Source organism: Paraburkholderia bonniea, from assembly GCF_009455625.1.
In the GTDB taxonomy this organism is placed as follows: Bacteria; Pseudomonadota; Gammaproteobacteria; order Burkholderiales; family Burkholderiaceae; genus Paraburkholderia; species Paraburkholderia bonniea.
This window is the reverse complement of the sequence record NZ_QPEQ01000002.1, coordinates 772,388-787,720: the sequence shown is the minus strand read 5'-3', so window position 1 is coordinate 787,720 and position 15,333 is coordinate 772,388. Positions and strand designations below refer to the sequence as shown.

At 62.5% G+C, this 15,333-nt stretch carries 15 protein-coding genes; 5 read left to right on the top strand and 10 right to left on the bottom strand.

The window, feature by feature from the left end; translation table 11 throughout:
• Window positions 1-8: 8 nt before the first annotated feature.
• The 6 genes from GH656_RS18200 to GH656_RS17130 all read right to left on the bottom strand — a co-directional run bounded on the left by GH656_RS18200 (window position 9) and on the right by GH656_RS17130 (window position 5,298).
• Window positions 9-134 (bottom strand): hypothetical protein, encoded by a 126-nt coding sequence (locus tag GH656_RS18200; RefSeq protein ID WP_281349681.1) that lies wholly within the window; start codon window positions 132-134, stop codon window positions 9-11.
• Window positions 135-241: 107 nt separating this feature from the next.
• Window positions 242-604: a response regulator gene (locus tag GH656_RS17150; protein ID WP_153077228.1), complete on the bottom strand. Its 363-nt coding sequence runs from the start codon at window positions 602-604 to the stop codon at window positions 242-244.
• Complete coding sequence (locus GH656_RS17145) at window positions 573-2,330, bottom strand: sensor histidine kinase (protein ID WP_153077227.1); 1,758 nt, start codon at window positions 2,328-2,330, stop codon at window positions 573-575. The genes GH656_RS17150 and GH656_RS17145 overlap by 32 nt, the downstream gene beginning before the upstream one ends.
• Entirely contained in the window at window positions 2,327-3,652 is a 1,326-nt protein-coding gene (locus GH656_RS17140; protein WP_153077226.1) for a tetratricopeptide repeat protein, read from the bottom strand. Before GH656_RS17140 ends, GH656_RS17145 begins: the two co-directional genes overlap by 4 nt.
• The gene (locus GH656_RS17135) at window positions 3,653-3,811 is read right to left on the bottom strand and encodes a hypothetical protein (protein ID WP_153077225.1); all 159 of its coding nucleotides are present in this window, start codon (window positions 3,809-3,811) and stop codon (window positions 3,653-3,655) included.
• A gap of 2 nt (window positions 3,812-3,813) precedes the next feature.
• Window positions 3,814-5,298, bottom strand: coding sequence for a glycosyltransferase family 2 protein (locus GH656_RS17130; protein ID WP_217352303.1), 1,485 nt, complete (start codon window positions 5,296-5,298; stop codon window positions 3,814-3,816).
• A 226-nt stretch (window positions 5,299-5,524) separates the two neighbouring features.
• On the opposite strand from GH656_RS17130, the gene GH656_RS17125 reads away from it, so the two are divergent.
• The 3 genes from GH656_RS17125 to GH656_RS17115 are packed head-to-tail and all read left to right on the top strand — an operon-like array spanning window position 5,525 to window position 7,487.
• Window positions 5,525-6,493 carry an ATP-grasp domain-containing protein gene (locus GH656_RS17125; protein WP_153077223.1) on the top strand — a complete coding sequence of 323 codons (969 nt, stop codon included), beginning with the start codon at window positions 5,525-5,527 and terminating at the stop codon, window positions 6,491-6,493.
• Window positions 6,481-7,113: a histidine phosphatase family protein gene (locus GH656_RS17120; RefSeq protein WP_174769819.1), complete on the top strand. Its 633-nt coding sequence runs from the start codon at window positions 6,481-6,483 to the stop codon at window positions 7,111-7,113. Before GH656_RS17125 ends, GH656_RS17120 begins: the two co-directional genes overlap by 13 nt.
• Window positions 7,110-7,487 carry an Hpt domain-containing protein gene (locus GH656_RS17115; RefSeq protein ID WP_153077221.1) on the top strand — a complete coding sequence of 126 codons (378 nt, stop codon included), beginning with the start codon at window positions 7,110-7,112 and terminating at the stop codon, window positions 7,485-7,487. Before GH656_RS17120 ends, GH656_RS17115 begins: the two co-directional genes overlap by 4 nt.
• 1 nt (window position 7,488) lies before the next feature.
• Here the strand turns inward: GH656_RS17115 and GH656_RS17110 are convergent, their stop codons facing one another.
• Together GH656_RS17110 and shiA are read right to left on the bottom strand one after the other, a co-directional pair.
• Entirely contained in the window at window positions 7,489-8,502 is a 1,014-nt protein-coding gene (locus tag GH656_RS17110) for a PIG-L family deacetylase (protein WP_153077220.1), read from the bottom strand.
• Between the two features lie 141 nt (window positions 8,503-8,643).
• Window positions 8,644-10,008, bottom strand: a complete 1,365-nt coding sequence (shiA, locus tag GH656_RS17105; protein ID WP_153077219.1) for a shikimate transporter — start codon at window positions 10,006-10,008, stop codon at window positions 8,644-8,646.
• 212 nt (window positions 10,009-10,220) lie between these two features.
• Here shiA and GH656_RS17100 point away from each other — a divergent pair, with 212 nt between their 5' ends.
• The gene (locus GH656_RS17100; RefSeq protein ID WP_153077218.1) at window positions 10,221-10,517 is read left to right on the top strand and encodes a hypothetical protein; all 297 of its coding nucleotides are present in this window, start codon (window positions 10,221-10,223) and stop codon (window positions 10,515-10,517) included.
• 195 nt (window positions 10,518-10,712) lie between these two features.
• Window positions 10,713-10,961 (top strand): hypothetical protein, encoded by a 249-nt coding sequence (locus GH656_RS17095; RefSeq protein WP_153077217.1) that lies wholly within the window; start codon window positions 10,713-10,715, stop codon window positions 10,959-10,961.
• Here GH656_RS17095 and malQ read toward each other — a convergent pair.
• Window positions 10,929-13,271, bottom strand: a complete 2,343-nt coding sequence (malQ, locus tag GH656_RS17090; RefSeq protein ID WP_153077216.1) for a 4-alpha-glucanotransferase — start codon at window positions 13,269-13,271, stop codon at window positions 10,929-10,931. The two genes, GH656_RS17095 and malQ, sit on opposite strands and share 33 nt — an antisense overlap.
• Window positions 13,268-15,331, bottom strand: a complete 2,064-nt coding sequence (locus GH656_RS18130) for an alpha-amylase family glycosyl hydrolase (protein ID WP_246184351.1) — start codon at window positions 15,329-15,331, stop codon at window positions 13,268-13,270. Before GH656_RS18130 ends, malQ begins: the two co-directional genes overlap by 4 nt.
• Between the last annotated feature and the right edge of the window lie 2 nt (window positions 15,332-15,333).

Below are 15,333 nucleotides of genomic sequence, written 5' to 3'. Positions count from 1 at the left end.
CGGCGGCTTTAGCGGCTCACCTCGAAGTGGGTGTCGATCTTGGTGCCGGTATCGGTATCGGTATCGGCAAGCACGCCACGTTGGGGCTGTCGTACTCGGGCCAGTGCGGTAGCGCCGCGATAAGGCGAGAGCACGAGGCGGTAACGCGCTTGAAGGCACCCTGTTATGGCGTTTCTAGCTTGATAAAAGCCGTCGTCTGGACTTCATGGCGCGGCTCCAGCTCGCGCCATGAAGAAGCACCTTAATAAGCCTGCTGGGTGGCAAACGCTGTACGCAGCGCTGCAAACGTGACCGGCTTTAGCAACACCCGGTCGAAGCCTCCGGCCAGCATCCGCTCGGTATCCTCGGGCATCGTATGCGCGGTATAGGCGACGATAAAGAGCCCCGGGTGCGCTTCACGCAAGCGCTCGCACACGGTCTCGCCACTCATCCCGGGCAAGCTGATATCCAGCAAGACGGCATCGAACGGCTGCTGCCGCACTTGCTCCAGCGCGCTCGGCCCGTCCTCGCATTCGCTCACCTCCCAGCCGTCGCGTGCCAGCATCGCGCGCGCCAGCTTGCGGTTCACCAGATCATCGTCCACCACCAGTACTTGCCTTGTCATGCTGCGAGTCCTCCAGGGTTGAAGCAGGAATAGCACCGCGCGGTAAGCGCACCGTGACGACGGTGCCTTCACCGGACTTTGATGCCACCGTGACCGAGCCGCCATGTAACTTCACCAGTTCATATGAGAACGCCAGCCCCAGACCGCTGCCGACATTCGCCCGCGCAGCCATGTCGCGCCCTTCGGCGAACATCTCGAACAGATGGCTCTGGTCTTCCTCACTCATGCCGATCCCGGTATCGCTGGCGCGCAATATCACCTCGTCGCCGGCAGCGAGCAGCGCGAGCGTTACGCTGCCACGCTCGGTGAATTTGATCGCGTTGTGCAGCAAGTTGTCGAGCACTTCGGTGATGCGGATCGCGTCACACATCACGCTCGGCGGGAATTCGTCGGCAATGTTCAGCGTATAGCTCAGGCCCTTGCGGCGCGCGGCCATCGCGTGGGTGTTGGAGACCCGGGTCACCAACGCTCGCAGGTCGGTGGGCTCCAGATGCAGTTGCAGCTTGCTGGCGCGCATCTTGGTCAGGTCGAGAATCATATTCACCAGCGCCAGCAAGTGGTTGCCGCTATCAAGGATGTATTGCGCGTACTGACGCCGCTCGGCATCGGGGGCGCTTTCGCGCAGCACGTCGGCAAAGCCGATGATGCCGTTGAGCGGGGTGCGCAGATCGTGCGAGATATTGGCGATAAAGCTCGATTTGAGCTCGTTGGCCTGGCGCTCGGTGGCGGCAAGCTGGCTCAAGATGCGCCGTCGCCGCGCCGAGAGCCAACCCGCCAGCAAGGTCAGCACCAGCACGCACACCGAAAAAATACTGGTGCCGATCAGGTACACATAGCGGCGTCGCTGAAACTCATGCAGCGCCCGCTCCGAGGCCAGTCCGACGGCCACCGTCAGCGGATAGTCGCCGACTTGCTGCGAGACCCAGAAACGCTCCACGCCGCCAATCATGCTGCGGGCGTGGACCGCCTGGCCCGCGCGTGAACGGCTGATGTCGAGTAGCGGCAGATATGACTCACCATGTTCGAAGTCGATCTTGTTGCCGCGCAGCCGCACCCGGACGATGCCATCGGTGCCGACCAGCATCGCTACGTCCTGCTCGCCAAAATCAGCGTCACGAAACGCCTGCAAGAAGTACGAAGGCTCAAGCGATGCCATCACCACCCCGGCAAAGCTGCCATCACGCCGCTCAATGCCGCGGGAGAGCTGGATCGTCCATGGCTCGCTGAGTTCATAGCGCATCGGGCGGCTGATGTAGAGGAAGTCTTCCCGATGCGCCAGATGCACCTTGAAGTATTCCCGTTCGCGCATCGAGCGCGGGCCATCGGGCGTGGAGGAGGCGATCAGCTGGCCGTCTGCGGCACCAATGCGCACGCGTAAATAGTCGGGGCTGAGATAGGCCGCGTCGCGCAGCACCTGGGCGATATCGATGGTTTGTCCCGCGCTCAGATAACGGCGGCGCACGAGGTTGAGCATCTGGTCGGCGGAGCCGATGGTGCGCTTGGACTGCTCGTCAAAAGCCCGTGCCAGGCCATTGGCGGTGGCGAAAGCGCGGGCGATGGCCTGGGCGCGCTCATCGGCGATCTTGCCTATGGTGATGCTCCACGCGAGCACGATCATCAACGGCCCGAGCACCATCATCATCACGGCTGGGTCGAGCCAGTCGATCAGGCGATGCCAGTGCCGCGCCAGCGCCTGGCCCAGGCAGGTGAACGGGGCGCGTTTCATTGCCAGTTGATGCGCCAGCCCAGCGCTGCTTCGAGTTCGTTGCCAAACGAGCGATGTTCGATGCCGAAGGTCAGCGCTTGGCGGGTGGTGACCGGCCACACCACGCGTCCGTGCACGATGAAGCTGCGCGGCTCGAAGTTGTAGCCCGCACCGAGGTTGTAGAGCAGTTGCCCCGGGCCTTCACGCGTTAGGTCCAGCACCAGTGCCTGGCTATCCGAAGCGGATTCGGCATGGCCGTAGTAACTGGTTAGCGTGGCGCTCCAGCGCTCGATGACTGGCGCTGAGAGCCCGGCGTATACCAGCCGGTTTTCCCACGGCGAGGGGAAGCCCTGGCGCACGCCAGCAAACCATTGCACGGTGCGCGTCAGATAGCTGCCGAGATTGACCTCGACGCGGTTTTCGCCGTTTTGTGCGCTGCGCTCGCGGAACTCATACGCGATACCCCAGTGGTAGCTGCCCGGCACCAGCCGCTGAAAACCGATGCGGCCGTAGTTGGAGGGGAGCGGGGTGGGGTCGTTGGGGTTCTCGGTGGGCAGCTCGCGGGTGTTGTGACCGACGCCGAACAGCAAGGTGTCGGTGTCGTTGAGCGCGACTTGCAGTTGCGCGGTGCCGCCATAGGCGGTACCCGCCGCCAGTGAGTACACCGACGCGCCCGCATCGAACTGATAGCGCCAGCTTTGTTTGAGCTGTTCAAGGCCTGCCTGGGCATTGAGGTCATCAGGATGGGCCTTGAGTTCGGCTTCGAATTGTGCGCGTGCGGCACTGAAATGCTTGCTGTCGAGTTCGAGCCATGCCAGTCCGCTGAGCGCTTCGGCATCGTCCGGATCAATCGCGAGCAAACGGGTGTAGAGCGCTCGCGCTTCCGCTGGCCGGTGCTGCGCCCGCGCGACTCGGGCGGCACCCAGCAGCGCGGCGCGCGAGGTGGGGGTGGCCGCCAGCGCTTCGTCGTTGAGCTGGCGCGCCGCGCGCAAGTCACCGCGCCATTCGTAAGTCGTAGCCAGTTCAAGCGTGGGTGCCAGTTCATGCGGGGCCAGTTGATGCGCGTGTTGCAGCGCGCGCACCGCTTGCTCAAGTTGCCCCGCATCGCGGGCGGCGCCGCCGCGTAGCAGATCGACCCGGTAGTCACTGGCGGCTTCGGCGTCACAGGCGGCGAGCAGCGTCTCGATGCGTGCGTCCGGACGCGGTTTGAGGGCGAACAGCTGCTGCGCGAGATCAAGCTGGCAGGCCTGCGTCTGCGCTTGTACCTGCACCTGCGCGCTGGCGGGCACAGCGGTAATAGCCTGGATCGCGGCCAGCATGTAATACCACCGAAGCGCTTTCACCTAGGCGCTCCCGAAGATTCGCCAGCGTGCCACGAGTAGCAGCGCGATGAACCCCAGCACGGCGAGTTCGCGGTACAGCAAGCGCCGCTCGTGACGGATATCGTCTTGCAGCATGGTGTCGAATGCGGCTTGCCCGCCTGGATGCTCATGCGTAGGCATGTCTAGCTCCTGATTTGAACGCTGCCGGATTTCTCGGTTTTGTCCCATTTGCGTTCCAGCCCGCGCCATTCAGCGATAAAGGCGGCGAGCTCGATCGTGCACAGCAGCGGCCCATAGCCGACCACCAGCAGCAGCGCTTGCACCAGCCGAGGCGGCAGGCCCGCACGTTCGAGCTCGCGCACGCACCATGCCGCCAGCATGCACAGGCCGACCCACGAATACAAAAACAGCATGAGCGCATCGAGCCAGCCAAACTGTCCGGTATGGCTCTGGAGCCGCTGTGCGAAGTAGCGGTTGAACACGCCGGGCAAAAACGAAAACACCATCGCCGCGAGCGAGATCAGCCCCGGAAAGACAATCCCCTGAAACCAGGCGCGTTTCGCCGTAGCCGGATCAATCGAGAATGAAAACAGCGTGACGAACAGATAGACCCCAGCGTTGATAAACCAGAACGAACGGAATATCTGCCAGGCCCAGTCGGCGTTGAGAAGGAACAGGCCGACTTGGGCCAGCATCGCTATGCCCATCAATAGCGGCATCAGCACGGTCGAAAACCAGATCACGCCAAACAGCGGGCTGCCGACGCTGCCGCGCAGGCTCGGGCGAAACCACACATGACGAAACGCCATCGTCAGTTGCAAGTTGCCGCGCGCCCAGCGCAGCCGCTGTTTCCACAGCCCATCGACCGTGCCAGGCTCTTCGGCCCATACGGTCGCGTGGCCATCGAACACCACGCGGCGGCCCTGGAGTTCGGTTTCGAAGGTGGTGAAGGTGTCTTCGGCGAGGGTGGTGGTGTCGATCTTGCCGCCGAGCGCGACGAGGTTGGCGCGGCTATGCAACTGCGCGCCGCCTGCCAGGCAGGCCATCACGCCCAGCACGTTTTGCGCGCGGCGCGCGGCGGCCTGGGCGGTGATGTATTCGAACGCGACCGAGCGGGTGATGAAATTGCCCGGCACGCTGCCTTCCTTGATATAGGCGGTGACCGCGCCCGTGTTGGGGTCGGCCAGATGACGCGTCATGCGTAGCAGCGCATCGGGCTCGAACAGCACATCTGCGTCGGTGATCATGACGGCTTCGGCCCATGGTTCGGCCAGCACAACCTCCAGACCGTGATTGAGCGTATGCGCTTTACCCTGGCCGCCGCGCTCGCGGCGCAGGTGAAACACCGTGCCAGCAAACGCCGTCATTTTTTGCTGCACGACGTGCGGCGTGGCGTCGGTGCTGGCGTCATCCACCACATAAATTCTTAAATGTTCGCGTGGATAGTTAAGTGCGAGTAAACGCTCGATACTCGCGCCAATTACCGCGCCTTCATTCCATGCCGGAATGAGAAACGCGACGCGCGGAATATATGGCGCGCATTGCGAATAATGATTGCGCAGGCCATGTAGCCCGGCGAGAAAAAACTGAATAAATGCCGTTATCACCGGAAGTGCGCCGAGCAATACCAGTGAGATGAGCAGCCATTCAAACAGCGTCTGAGTCACGATGAATAGCACTCCATGCTTGGCCGCAGGGGCTTTGGCGCGCTTCGCCAGGGCTTGCGTGCGCTTGAGTGGCTCATGACGGCGTCCTTGGTTAAAAGCTCGATTTAAATCGATTTGTTACGTCTGGCCGGTATGATACAGTTTTATCTCAATAAAGATTTGTATTAATTTTTACGCCAAAAATTACTATTCCATTTAAATCGGCTGACCTGTTCAGGAAACTGCAATGCGAATCATGATTACTGGTGCGGGCGGGCCTGCCGCTATTAGCATCTGGAAAAGCCTTTATCCCCAGCATGAATTGCATATGGCCGATATGGATCCGTGTGCGGCTGGTTTATATCTGGTGCCTGCGGCGCAACGGCTGATCGTGCCGCGCGGCGATAGTCCTGAGTTCGTTGGCTCGGTGCAAGAGGCCTGTCGCGTGCGCGGCATCGAGATGCTGCTCTCCACGGTCGATGCCGAACTTGTCCCAGTGGCCGAAGCCGCTTCCTCGTTCGAGGCTGGCGGCACGCGCGTGCCGCTTTCTCCCGTCGAAACGCTGCGCTTGTGCCGCGATAAATACCTGCTGCTTGAGCATCTGAAACACGCGGTGCCCGTTCCCGAATTTGGTTTGCTGAGTGCGGCCACGCTCGACCAGGCGCTGGTTTTTCCGCTATTCGCTAAACCCCGGCTGGGCGCGGGCTCACGTGGCATCGCGCTGATCCATCACAAGGACGATCTGCGTGCGTTGCCGCTCGATGGCTCGTATTTGCTGCAGGAATGGCTGCCGGGCGAAGAATATTCAGTCGATTGCTATGTGCGCAGTGATGGCGTGGTGCTTGCCGCAGTGCCGCGCGACCGGATGAAAACCGATTCCGGCATCGCAGTGGCATCGCGCACGCGGCATCTGGATGAACTCATCGAAGCCGGGGCCAACACTGCCCAGGTGGCCGGAATTCGTTACGTCGCCAACGTCCAGTTCAAACGCGCCAGCGATGGCCGCTTCAAGCTGCTCGAAATCAATCCGCGTTTTCCTGGCACGCTGCCCTTGACCACTGCGGCCGGCATCGATATTCCCGCGTTGCTGGTGGCCGACGTGCGCGGCGAGCCGTTGCCGGACACGCTGCTGCCGTTTCGTGAGTTGATGGTGGTGCGCTACTGGACCGAGCAGTTTTTTGACCCGGGCGAATGGACTCAGCTGTGCCGCCCCTGAATCTATGGCTGGTGCGCCATGGCCAAAGCACCGCCAACGCCGGACGGCCCGCCACGGCAAGTCACGCCGAGATCGCGCTGACCGAACTCGGCCAGCGTCAGGCCATGGCCGTGGCGCAGCAGGTCGACTGCTGTCCGGCGCTGGTGATCGTGTCGCCGTTTCTGCGCGCCCGTGATACCGCAGCACCCTTGCTGGCGCGCTATCCCGAGGCCCATCACGAAATCTGGCCGATTGGCGAGTTGAGCTATCTCAGCGCCGCGCACAGTGTGAATACGACGAGTGCGACGCGGCGGCCGTGGGTGGAGCGTTACTGGAAGCTTGGCGATCCTGAGTATGTGGACGGCGCGGGCGCGGAATCGTTTGCGATGTTTATCGAACGGCTCAAGGCGTTTGAGCAGCGTTTGCGCGCGCTTGAAGTCGATGGGCTGGTGGTGGCGGTGGGCCATGGACAGTTTTTTCGCGCTTTTACGCTAGGGCTGGCGCAAGGTTTCGACGCCACGCCCGCATGGATGAGGCAGTTTCGCTCCTACGAAATGGCTCAGCCGTTGCGCAATGGCGAGATTCTCAAGCTGAGGCTCAAGCGCGTGCCGGTATCTGCACCTGAGATTGATATGCCATGACCGCACACACGGACACCGAGTGGTTCGACCGGCCAGGCGCGCTGGCTTTTCTGGGGGATGAAGCGCTATTGAAAGAGGTGCTCGACGCGTTCGTGCAGTCGTCGCAAGAGTATTTGCCGCAACTGCATCAGGCCATTGCCAGCAAGGATGCGGCGAGCGTGCGCCGTTATTTGCATCGTGTCACTCCGACGCTGGGGATATTGGCGTCGAAGGCGCTGCGGGCTCAAACCCATGAGGTTCATGCGCTGTGGCATGAGCCGGTCGAAACGCCGGCACGCGATGCGCGCAGCCGCGCGCTGGCCAATGACCTGGAGGCGCTGGTGCGTCAAGTGCAGGCGGAACTGGCGAGGTTGTCAGCAGCGCCCACGGTTTGAATCAGTCGTTGCGCTGGCGCACGATTTCCATCGGCTCGGCGAGCACGAAGCCAGCAAACCGGCCCCAGTAGCGCGCGGTAGCCTGAATCAGATCCGGTGCTAGATAGGCTCGTACGGAAGTCTGGCTTTCGTAGGCCGCGATGGCCGCCAGCTTGGTGTCCAGATGCGCAGAAATGTCGATGAACAGGTTGGGCCGGAAATCGACCGTTGCCGACGGCGCTTGATAGCAATACACGTTGGGAATGGTCCGCACTGCAACCATGCTGGCGTGATGCGTATTGCGATGGTCCTGGTGGGTATCGAACTGCGAGTGGGTATAGACGTGGGTCGGACGGACCCGGGCAATCACCTCAAGAATCGCGGTAATCGACTCGCCGCCTTCAGGAATCCGGGTATCGGTGAGATTACCCAGATTCAACCTGGCACCCAGCAATTGAGCCGCTGCCGCCGCTTCACGCGCGCGTACTGCCGCGTCGCCGCCCGAGGCACCATGGCTCAGCGTGACGATAGCGACGTCGTCGCCATTGGCAAGGTGCCGCGCCAGCGCGCCGCCGCAGCCAATTTCGACGTCATCGGGATGCGCGCCAATCGCCAGCACCGAGCGCCGCTCACGGCGGTGATTGACCCGGGTTTGCGTCGCCAGCTCACGCACCTGGGTCAAAAAATCTTCTTTGGGAAACGGCTTGAAAAGCAGGCCATCCGCATGGCTTTGCACCGCGCGCTGAGCGTAATCCATGCTTTGCACGCCGGTGATGATGAGTACCGAGAGCCAGCGATCCACCTGCTTGGCCAGTTGCACCAGCTCCAGGCCATTGATGTCCGGCAGCTCGATATCGGCGATCACCAGGTCCCAGCGCGCTTCATGCACCAGCGCCATGCCACGCTTGCCATCGGCGGCATGGGTGACATTGGCGAAGCCGTGTTGCTCCAGCCAGTGGCGGATGATGACGGCAAATTCCGCGCTGTCTTCGATCAGCAAGACTTCGAACGGCGCGGCTGGGACGGTCGTCGGCATTCAGGGTTCTCCGGCAGCACAGGGGGCGCGCCAGACGCCTCGCACTCACGCGGCGGCTTGGCTGGCGGGTTGAATGGGCCGGAGTTTGCTCTAAAACCTGTGCCCTCGCAATCGAGGCTTGTCCGCCATGTGGCGCAAGACTCAAACCCCGTGCGCCGGGCGCATGCGGGCGGCGGCGAGCGCCGAGACCAGGCAGCCCGCAGCCAGATACAGCGCTACTGGATGCCATGACCCTCCCGCCAGACTGACCAGCCCAACTGCGATAAACGGCGTGAAGCCGCCGCCCACCACACTCGCCACCTGATAACCGACGCCCGCGCCGCTATAGCGATAGGCGGTGCCGAACAGCTCGGTGAACATCGGTTGCTGCACGCTCACCACCATGTCGTGCGCGACATTGGCGAGCAGCACCGCAAACACCAGGATCCATGCCGTCGAGCGCGCTTCGAGCGCGAGAAAGAACGGCACCGCGCTGGCGACACCGGCCAGCGCGCCAATCAGGTAAATCCGGCGACGGCCGAAGCGGTCTGCCAGCCAGGCAAAACACGGAATCGTCAGGCAACTCAGCGCGCCGACCAGCAGGCCAATTTCCAGAAAAAACGAGCGCGGCATGCCGAGATTGGCCGTCGAATAGTTCAGCGCGAACGCGGTGACGATGTACATCGTGAACAGCTCGGCGAGCCGCAGCGCGATGATGAGCAAAAAGGCTTGGGGGTGTTGCAGCAAGGCTTCGATCAGCGGTGGCCGGGCGGGCGGGTTATGGAGCTCATGGCGGTCATGGTGGCCACGGCTACGGGCTGCGGCAGTAAATGCCACGGATTCCTCCATGCTTGAGCGGATCCACAGCGCGACTAACACCAGCACCACGCTAAACAGAAATGGCACCCGCCAGCCCCATGCAATAAATGAGGCGTTGTCCATTGAACGGCTGAGCAGGCTTACCAGCCCCGTCGCCAGCACAAGACCGACGCCATAGCCGACCTGTACACCGCTGCTATAAAACGCTTTGCTCTTTTCTGGCGCGCTTTCGACGGCCATCAGTGTTGCGCCGCCCCATTCCCCTCCGACCGCGAAACCCTGCACCGCGCGCAACGTCACGAGCAGCACCGGTGCCCACCAGCCGATTACGGCAAACGGTGGCAGCAAACCGATTAACGCGGTGGACAGGCCCATCAGCAACACGGTGAGCACCAGCATCCGTTTGCGTCCGAGGCGGTCGCCATAGTGGCCAAACACGAAGCCGCCCAACGGACGAAACAGGAAGCCGACGCCGAAGGTGGCGAAGGCCGCGAGCGTGCCCATGGCCGGGCTGATCTGTGGGAAGAATTCGGTGTTGAACACCAGCGCGGCGACGATGCCGTACAGCAGGAAGTCATACCAGTCGACCACCGCCCCAACAAAACTGCCGAGCGCGGCTTGGCGCGCGCGCCGGGCCTGGGCCGCAGACGAGGTTGCAGGGCGGGAAGGGGGGGCGGACGGAAGCGGTGGTGGAAAGGCGGTACTCATGCAAAAACTCCTGAAACGGGGATGCGCTGTTCAACGTCAGATAAAACAAGGCAGAAAGTTAGCAGACACTAAACTTCATTTGGCAATAGTTTATAAGTGAGCGGCATTAATTTAGGTAAATACCCTGATTGCTGGAAAATCTTAGGTCGTTACATATTAATAAATTCATTTCAAGATTTTCAATCTGGCTATACAGTCATCGGGATTTATTTATGAAACACTGGCAGCAAGGCGCGTTAATCATTCTCATTGCAGCAAGTTCTATGTTTTTAATGTGGAAAATGCTGCGGCCTGATAAAGAAGATTTTCTATTTAATCAAGTTTGGCTAAAACCAGTTCAAACATCTGCAGCAATTTCTACTGATATACCGGAAGCCAGAGAAGACGCGTCACTTCATAATGCGACTGAAGGCGATGTGCTCTTTTCTCCAGTTTTTGAGCGCCGGGATTTATTGGTTGATGGCGATTATTCCAGTAAAAAGAATGGTTATTCCGATATCAATAATTAATCACGCCTGGTGTAAGGGCAGCGCGTATAGCGTGAGGCAGGAGACATAGAGCAGGGCAGGAGGAAGCACGGATGTTTACATCGCCAGCGCGCATGGCGGGCGGTGTATGGATTGCTAACACCGCTAATGGCAGTCGCGCAGGTGTTGCCTGAACCTGCTGCGCAGGAACGCAAACGCGCGACGACATGAAACGCGGTGTCTGTCCGCCGTGGTGACCCGTTGAACCTGTGCGGCATCGAACCGGCGCTGGAGAACTTGCACCGTGTGCCCAGCTGTGTGACGGTCGCGGACCGCTTCGACAACACGCGCGGCACGCTGGTGGCGGCAGGCTCGACGGTGGCCGCAAGCGGCGACGGACGAATCAGCGCAACCGATGAGGGGAACGCGTCGAATCTCACGGGCCTGCAGACCTCATCCCCTCCGCCATCGTCGAATCGCAACTAACCGTCTAGCCACTTCCGGTTGTTCAAACAGAGCCCCGACCGGCACATTTAACCGTCTGCGCCAGTTTGGATGGTGATCCACGGTGCCGGGCAAATTGGGTTGTTCGACCAGCCCAAGCAGGTCTTCGAGCGGAAACAGCGCCAGCGGCGCAGGTGTTGAAGCGACAAAGGCCAACGCCGCATCAATGGGCGCGTGCCTGGGTAGCGCGGTTTCGTCATCATCGCGTGCCAGTGCTGGAGCCGTTTCATGAGCTGGCTCATGCGCTATCTCACGCGATGGCTCATGAAGCGGCTTTGGCATTGGCTCATGCCCTGAGCCCGGCATTGGCTCATGCCCCGAGCCCGACACCGACTCATGCCCCGCCCCCAGCACCATCCCAGCCTGACGCAACGCGCCCCAAAGCGCGGCTCGTTCTTGCGCCCGTTCAGCCTGGGCGGCCACTGCCGCGTCCTGACCGTCAACCCGCTCAGGCAATTGCCCGCACTCGCTGCGCCACGCAATATCGCGGCCAGCCCACCAGCCAGCGAGGGTCGGTAGATCGTGTGTGGTGGTGGTCGCAATGGCTTCGTGGCCCCATGCCTCGGGTGTTAGAAAGCCTGGGCCGGGTTCGCTGCGCTCCAGCCACAGCGTGCGTATCCCGGCGATGCCGTGGGCTGCGAGCCGTTGCCGGAACCCCGCTGGTACGGTGCCGAGGTCTTCGCCAATCACCACCGCGCGATGACGCCACGATTCCAGCGTGATGAGCCGTAGCAAGTCTTCCAGCGGATAGCGCAAATACGCACCTGCAATAGCCGATGCGCCTTGTGGCACGAGCCACAGGCGGCGTAAGCCGAGAATGTGGTCGATCCGCACGCCGCCTGCATGGGCGAAGCTCGCGCGCAACAGGTCGATAAAACCGGCAAATCCCTGGTGCCGCATCGCGCGTGGTGAAAACGTCGTCAGCCCCCATGCCTGGCCTAGCTGGTTCATCGGATCGGGCGGTGCGCCAATGGATACGCCGTCGAGCATCTCGCTGCCGCACGCCCATGCGTGGCTGCCTGTGCCGTCGCAACCTACCGCCAGATCTGCAATCAGCCCGAGCGCCATCCCGTCTGCGCGGGCGCGGCGCTGGGCTTCGTCTAGCCCCTGGGCAGCAAGCCATTGCAGGAATAGATGAAATTCGACTTCGAAGGGATGTTCGTGGGCAAACGTTGTCACGGCGGCCTGGCGTGGATCGCGTAGGGCGGCGCTCCAGTGATGCCAGTCGCCGCTGGCACCATGGGCGAGATGGAACGCTTGCAGGGCTTCAAAGCGGGCGTGATCCTGGAGCGCCTGGCCGCCTCGTGTACGAAACGCATCCAGGGCAGCGCGTTCGGTGGCGGAGGCGCTGGCGCAAAAGCGTTCGAACAACAGCCGTAACACCTTGAGCCGTAGCGTCGCGGCGGTGGTCCAGTCGAGCAATGGCTGGGCTTCGCAGCGCGCCCACGCGTCATGGGCGTGCAGCGTGTCGAGTGCGGCGTGGACGGCAGCGGTGCCAAACAGCGCGGCGGGGTCGATATGCAGCACGTTCAGCCATAGCCGTGATGAGGGCGAATACGGGCTGAAATTTTGCGCTAGCGCGCTGAACATCGCATGCGTTGGGCTGACGGCGAGTGCATGCGCGCCGTGCCGGGCGCTATGACTGGCGAGTTCGGCGAGCGCGGTGTAGTCGCCTATGCCACCGTCGCCACCGCCACCGCCACCGCCACCGCCACCGCCACCGCCACCGCCACCGCCACCGCCTCTGCCGCCATCGCGCCGCAAGCCATACAGCTGCGCGCTGAGACCCCAGAGTGGCGGTGGCGCTTGCATGTCACCGGTGGCGCGCCATGCGTCGGCCACGGTGTACGCGCGGGCGGGTGCGACCGCCAGCGTCACGCGCTGCTCGTGCCACACCAGCGTGTGATAGCCCGGCTCGCTCACCGGTGCGAGCAAAGCGCTTTCACCTTTGGGCACGGTGAAGTGGCCGTCAATCACCGTGCCGCTTTCCAGCTCGATCTGGTAGCGGCTCCCGGTGCTTAGCGCATTGGGTGGCAGGGCGATGCCGCGTTCGCATTCAGCGGTCAGCAACGGTGGCAGGTGGCGGTGATGGTGTTCGGCGGCGAGCAGTGCGCTGCTTTGGCGGATCTGTGCGTTGCTGCGGCATGGCAGGCCCAGCTGTTCCAGCAGGCACGCGAGGGTGTCTGGGCTGACGCGGTGCGTGACGTGTTGCGCGTCTTCCCATTCGAGTTGCAGGCCGGCGTGTTCGGCGAGGGTGTCGAGGGTGGCTTTTGCTTGATTCGGCAGGCTCATTCGTGCCACTCCCGTGGGTGAATCAGGCGGGTGTCATGGCCGCAGGCGTAGGTGTTGACGTCGCCGGTCAGCCAGGCAAGGCAGGTGTGGCCCGCGAGCGTCTGGGCGTTTAACTGATCGCGGGCGCGGGCGGGGGTTTCGAAGATCACTTTGCCGGGGGGCGTGTGGGGGAATGGAATCGCTTGAGAGTCCAGATTGAGTGCGAGCGACAGGGTTGCGCCATCGCAGAGCTGCCAGCGCGCGAGCAGTGCTTTGCTTTGGGTGGGATCGCCCAGCACTTGCACGCCTAGGGCCCGGGCTTCCGTCAGGCGTGGTGCGATGAGCTTGGCCCGTACCGCTAGCGCAGATTGATAGAAGTGACGCCATGTCTGGCGAGTGTGGGCTTCGGTGGGGGGGAGCGCGGTTTCGTCGGGCGGCGGGCACGAGGCGGTAAAAGTGTGTGGGTCGTTGGGATCGGGCAGAGGCGTGCGGGCGTCGATGGGGCTGTCTGGCGAGAAGCGGGCGAATTCCTGACGGCGTCCGTTGCGCACGGCTTGCGCGAGGGCTTCGGGGTAATCGGTGAAAAACAGGAAGGGCTGGGTCGAGCCATGTTCTTCATCCATAAACAGCAGCGGAATGTGGGGGGACAGCAGCATCAGCGCAGTGGCGGCGCGCAGCGCCTCAGGAGCGCAGAGCGAGGGCAGGCGTTCACCGAATGCGCGGTTGCCGATCTGGTCGTGGTTCTGCAGATACATCACGAAGGCGCTGGGGGGCAGATCGGCGCTGGACAGGTTGGGCTGGCTGGATGATGCGTCAGGCAGGCGGGGTTCAGAGAGGGTGTTTGGCTCATCCCGCTCACCCCGCTCATCCCGCTCATCCCGCTCACCCCGCTCACCCCGCTCACCCCGCTCACCCCGCTCATCACGCCCACCCCGCTCAACAGGTTCACCCCACTCACCCCGCGTGGATGCCACTTCGCCCGGAAACGCGAAACCCGCGCTGAGCACCTGCGCCAGGTGCTGCACTGGCTGTTCAGCAAACGCGTGGTAGTTGCCGCCGGTTTCGCCGGTCAGCAGCACGTGTAGCGCGTGATGCGCGTCGTCGTTCCATTGCGCGTCGAAGTCCTGTTGCAGCAGGCTAAGCGTCTTGCGTTCGTTTTCCAGAATCAGGTGTATGTGCCGCCCGTGTTCGACGCTGGCATGCAGGTGGCGCGATAGCTCGCTGAGCCAGTCATCGTTGTCGATGGCTTGCACGGCGTCGAAGCGCAGGCCATCGAAGCGATATTCGTTGAGCCAGTACAGCGCGTTGTCACAGAAGAAGTCGCGCACTTCCATGCGCTCGAAGTCGATTGCTGCCCCCCATGGTGTGGGTTCGCCAGCGCGGAAAAACGGCTGGGCATAATGCGGCAAATAGTTGCCGTCCGGGCCGAAGTGGTTGTAGACCACATCGAGAATCATCATCAGACCGAGCCCGTGAGCGGCATCAATCAGCGCTTTGAGTTCGTCGGGGCGGCCATAGGCGGAATCGGGCGCGTAGGGCAGCACGCCGTCATAGCCCCAGTTGCGCTGGCCGGAGAAGTCGTTCAGCGGCATGAGTTCGAGTGCGGTCACGCCTAACTGGGCGAGCGCGGGCAGCCGCTGCATCACGCCGGCATAGCCGCCAAGCGCGCCGACGTGCAGTTCATACAGCACGGTCTCTTCCCATGGCCTGCCATGCCAGTGCGCGTGCTGCCAGGTGTAGGCGCGTGGATCAAGCACTTCGCTGGGGCCGTGGGTATCGCGTGGCTGAAAGCGTGAGGCTGGGTCTGGCACAGCTAGCGCGCCATCGAGCCGGTAACGGTAGAGCGTGCCTGCGCCGCAGTGGGCTTCGCCTTCGAACCAGCCGCCGCCGCTGGGATGCATGTCGAGCAGGGCCGTCCGGGCTGGGCCTTGTTCGATTTCGAGCTGCACGGTTTTGCAGGAGGGGGCCCAGAAGCGAAAGCGTGTGCGCGGCGCGGCGCTGGCCGCGCCAATCAGTTGCGCGCCGAATGGCAGGCAGTGCGCGTAGTGCTGGGCGTGATGGTCAATCGGGCATTCAAACATGC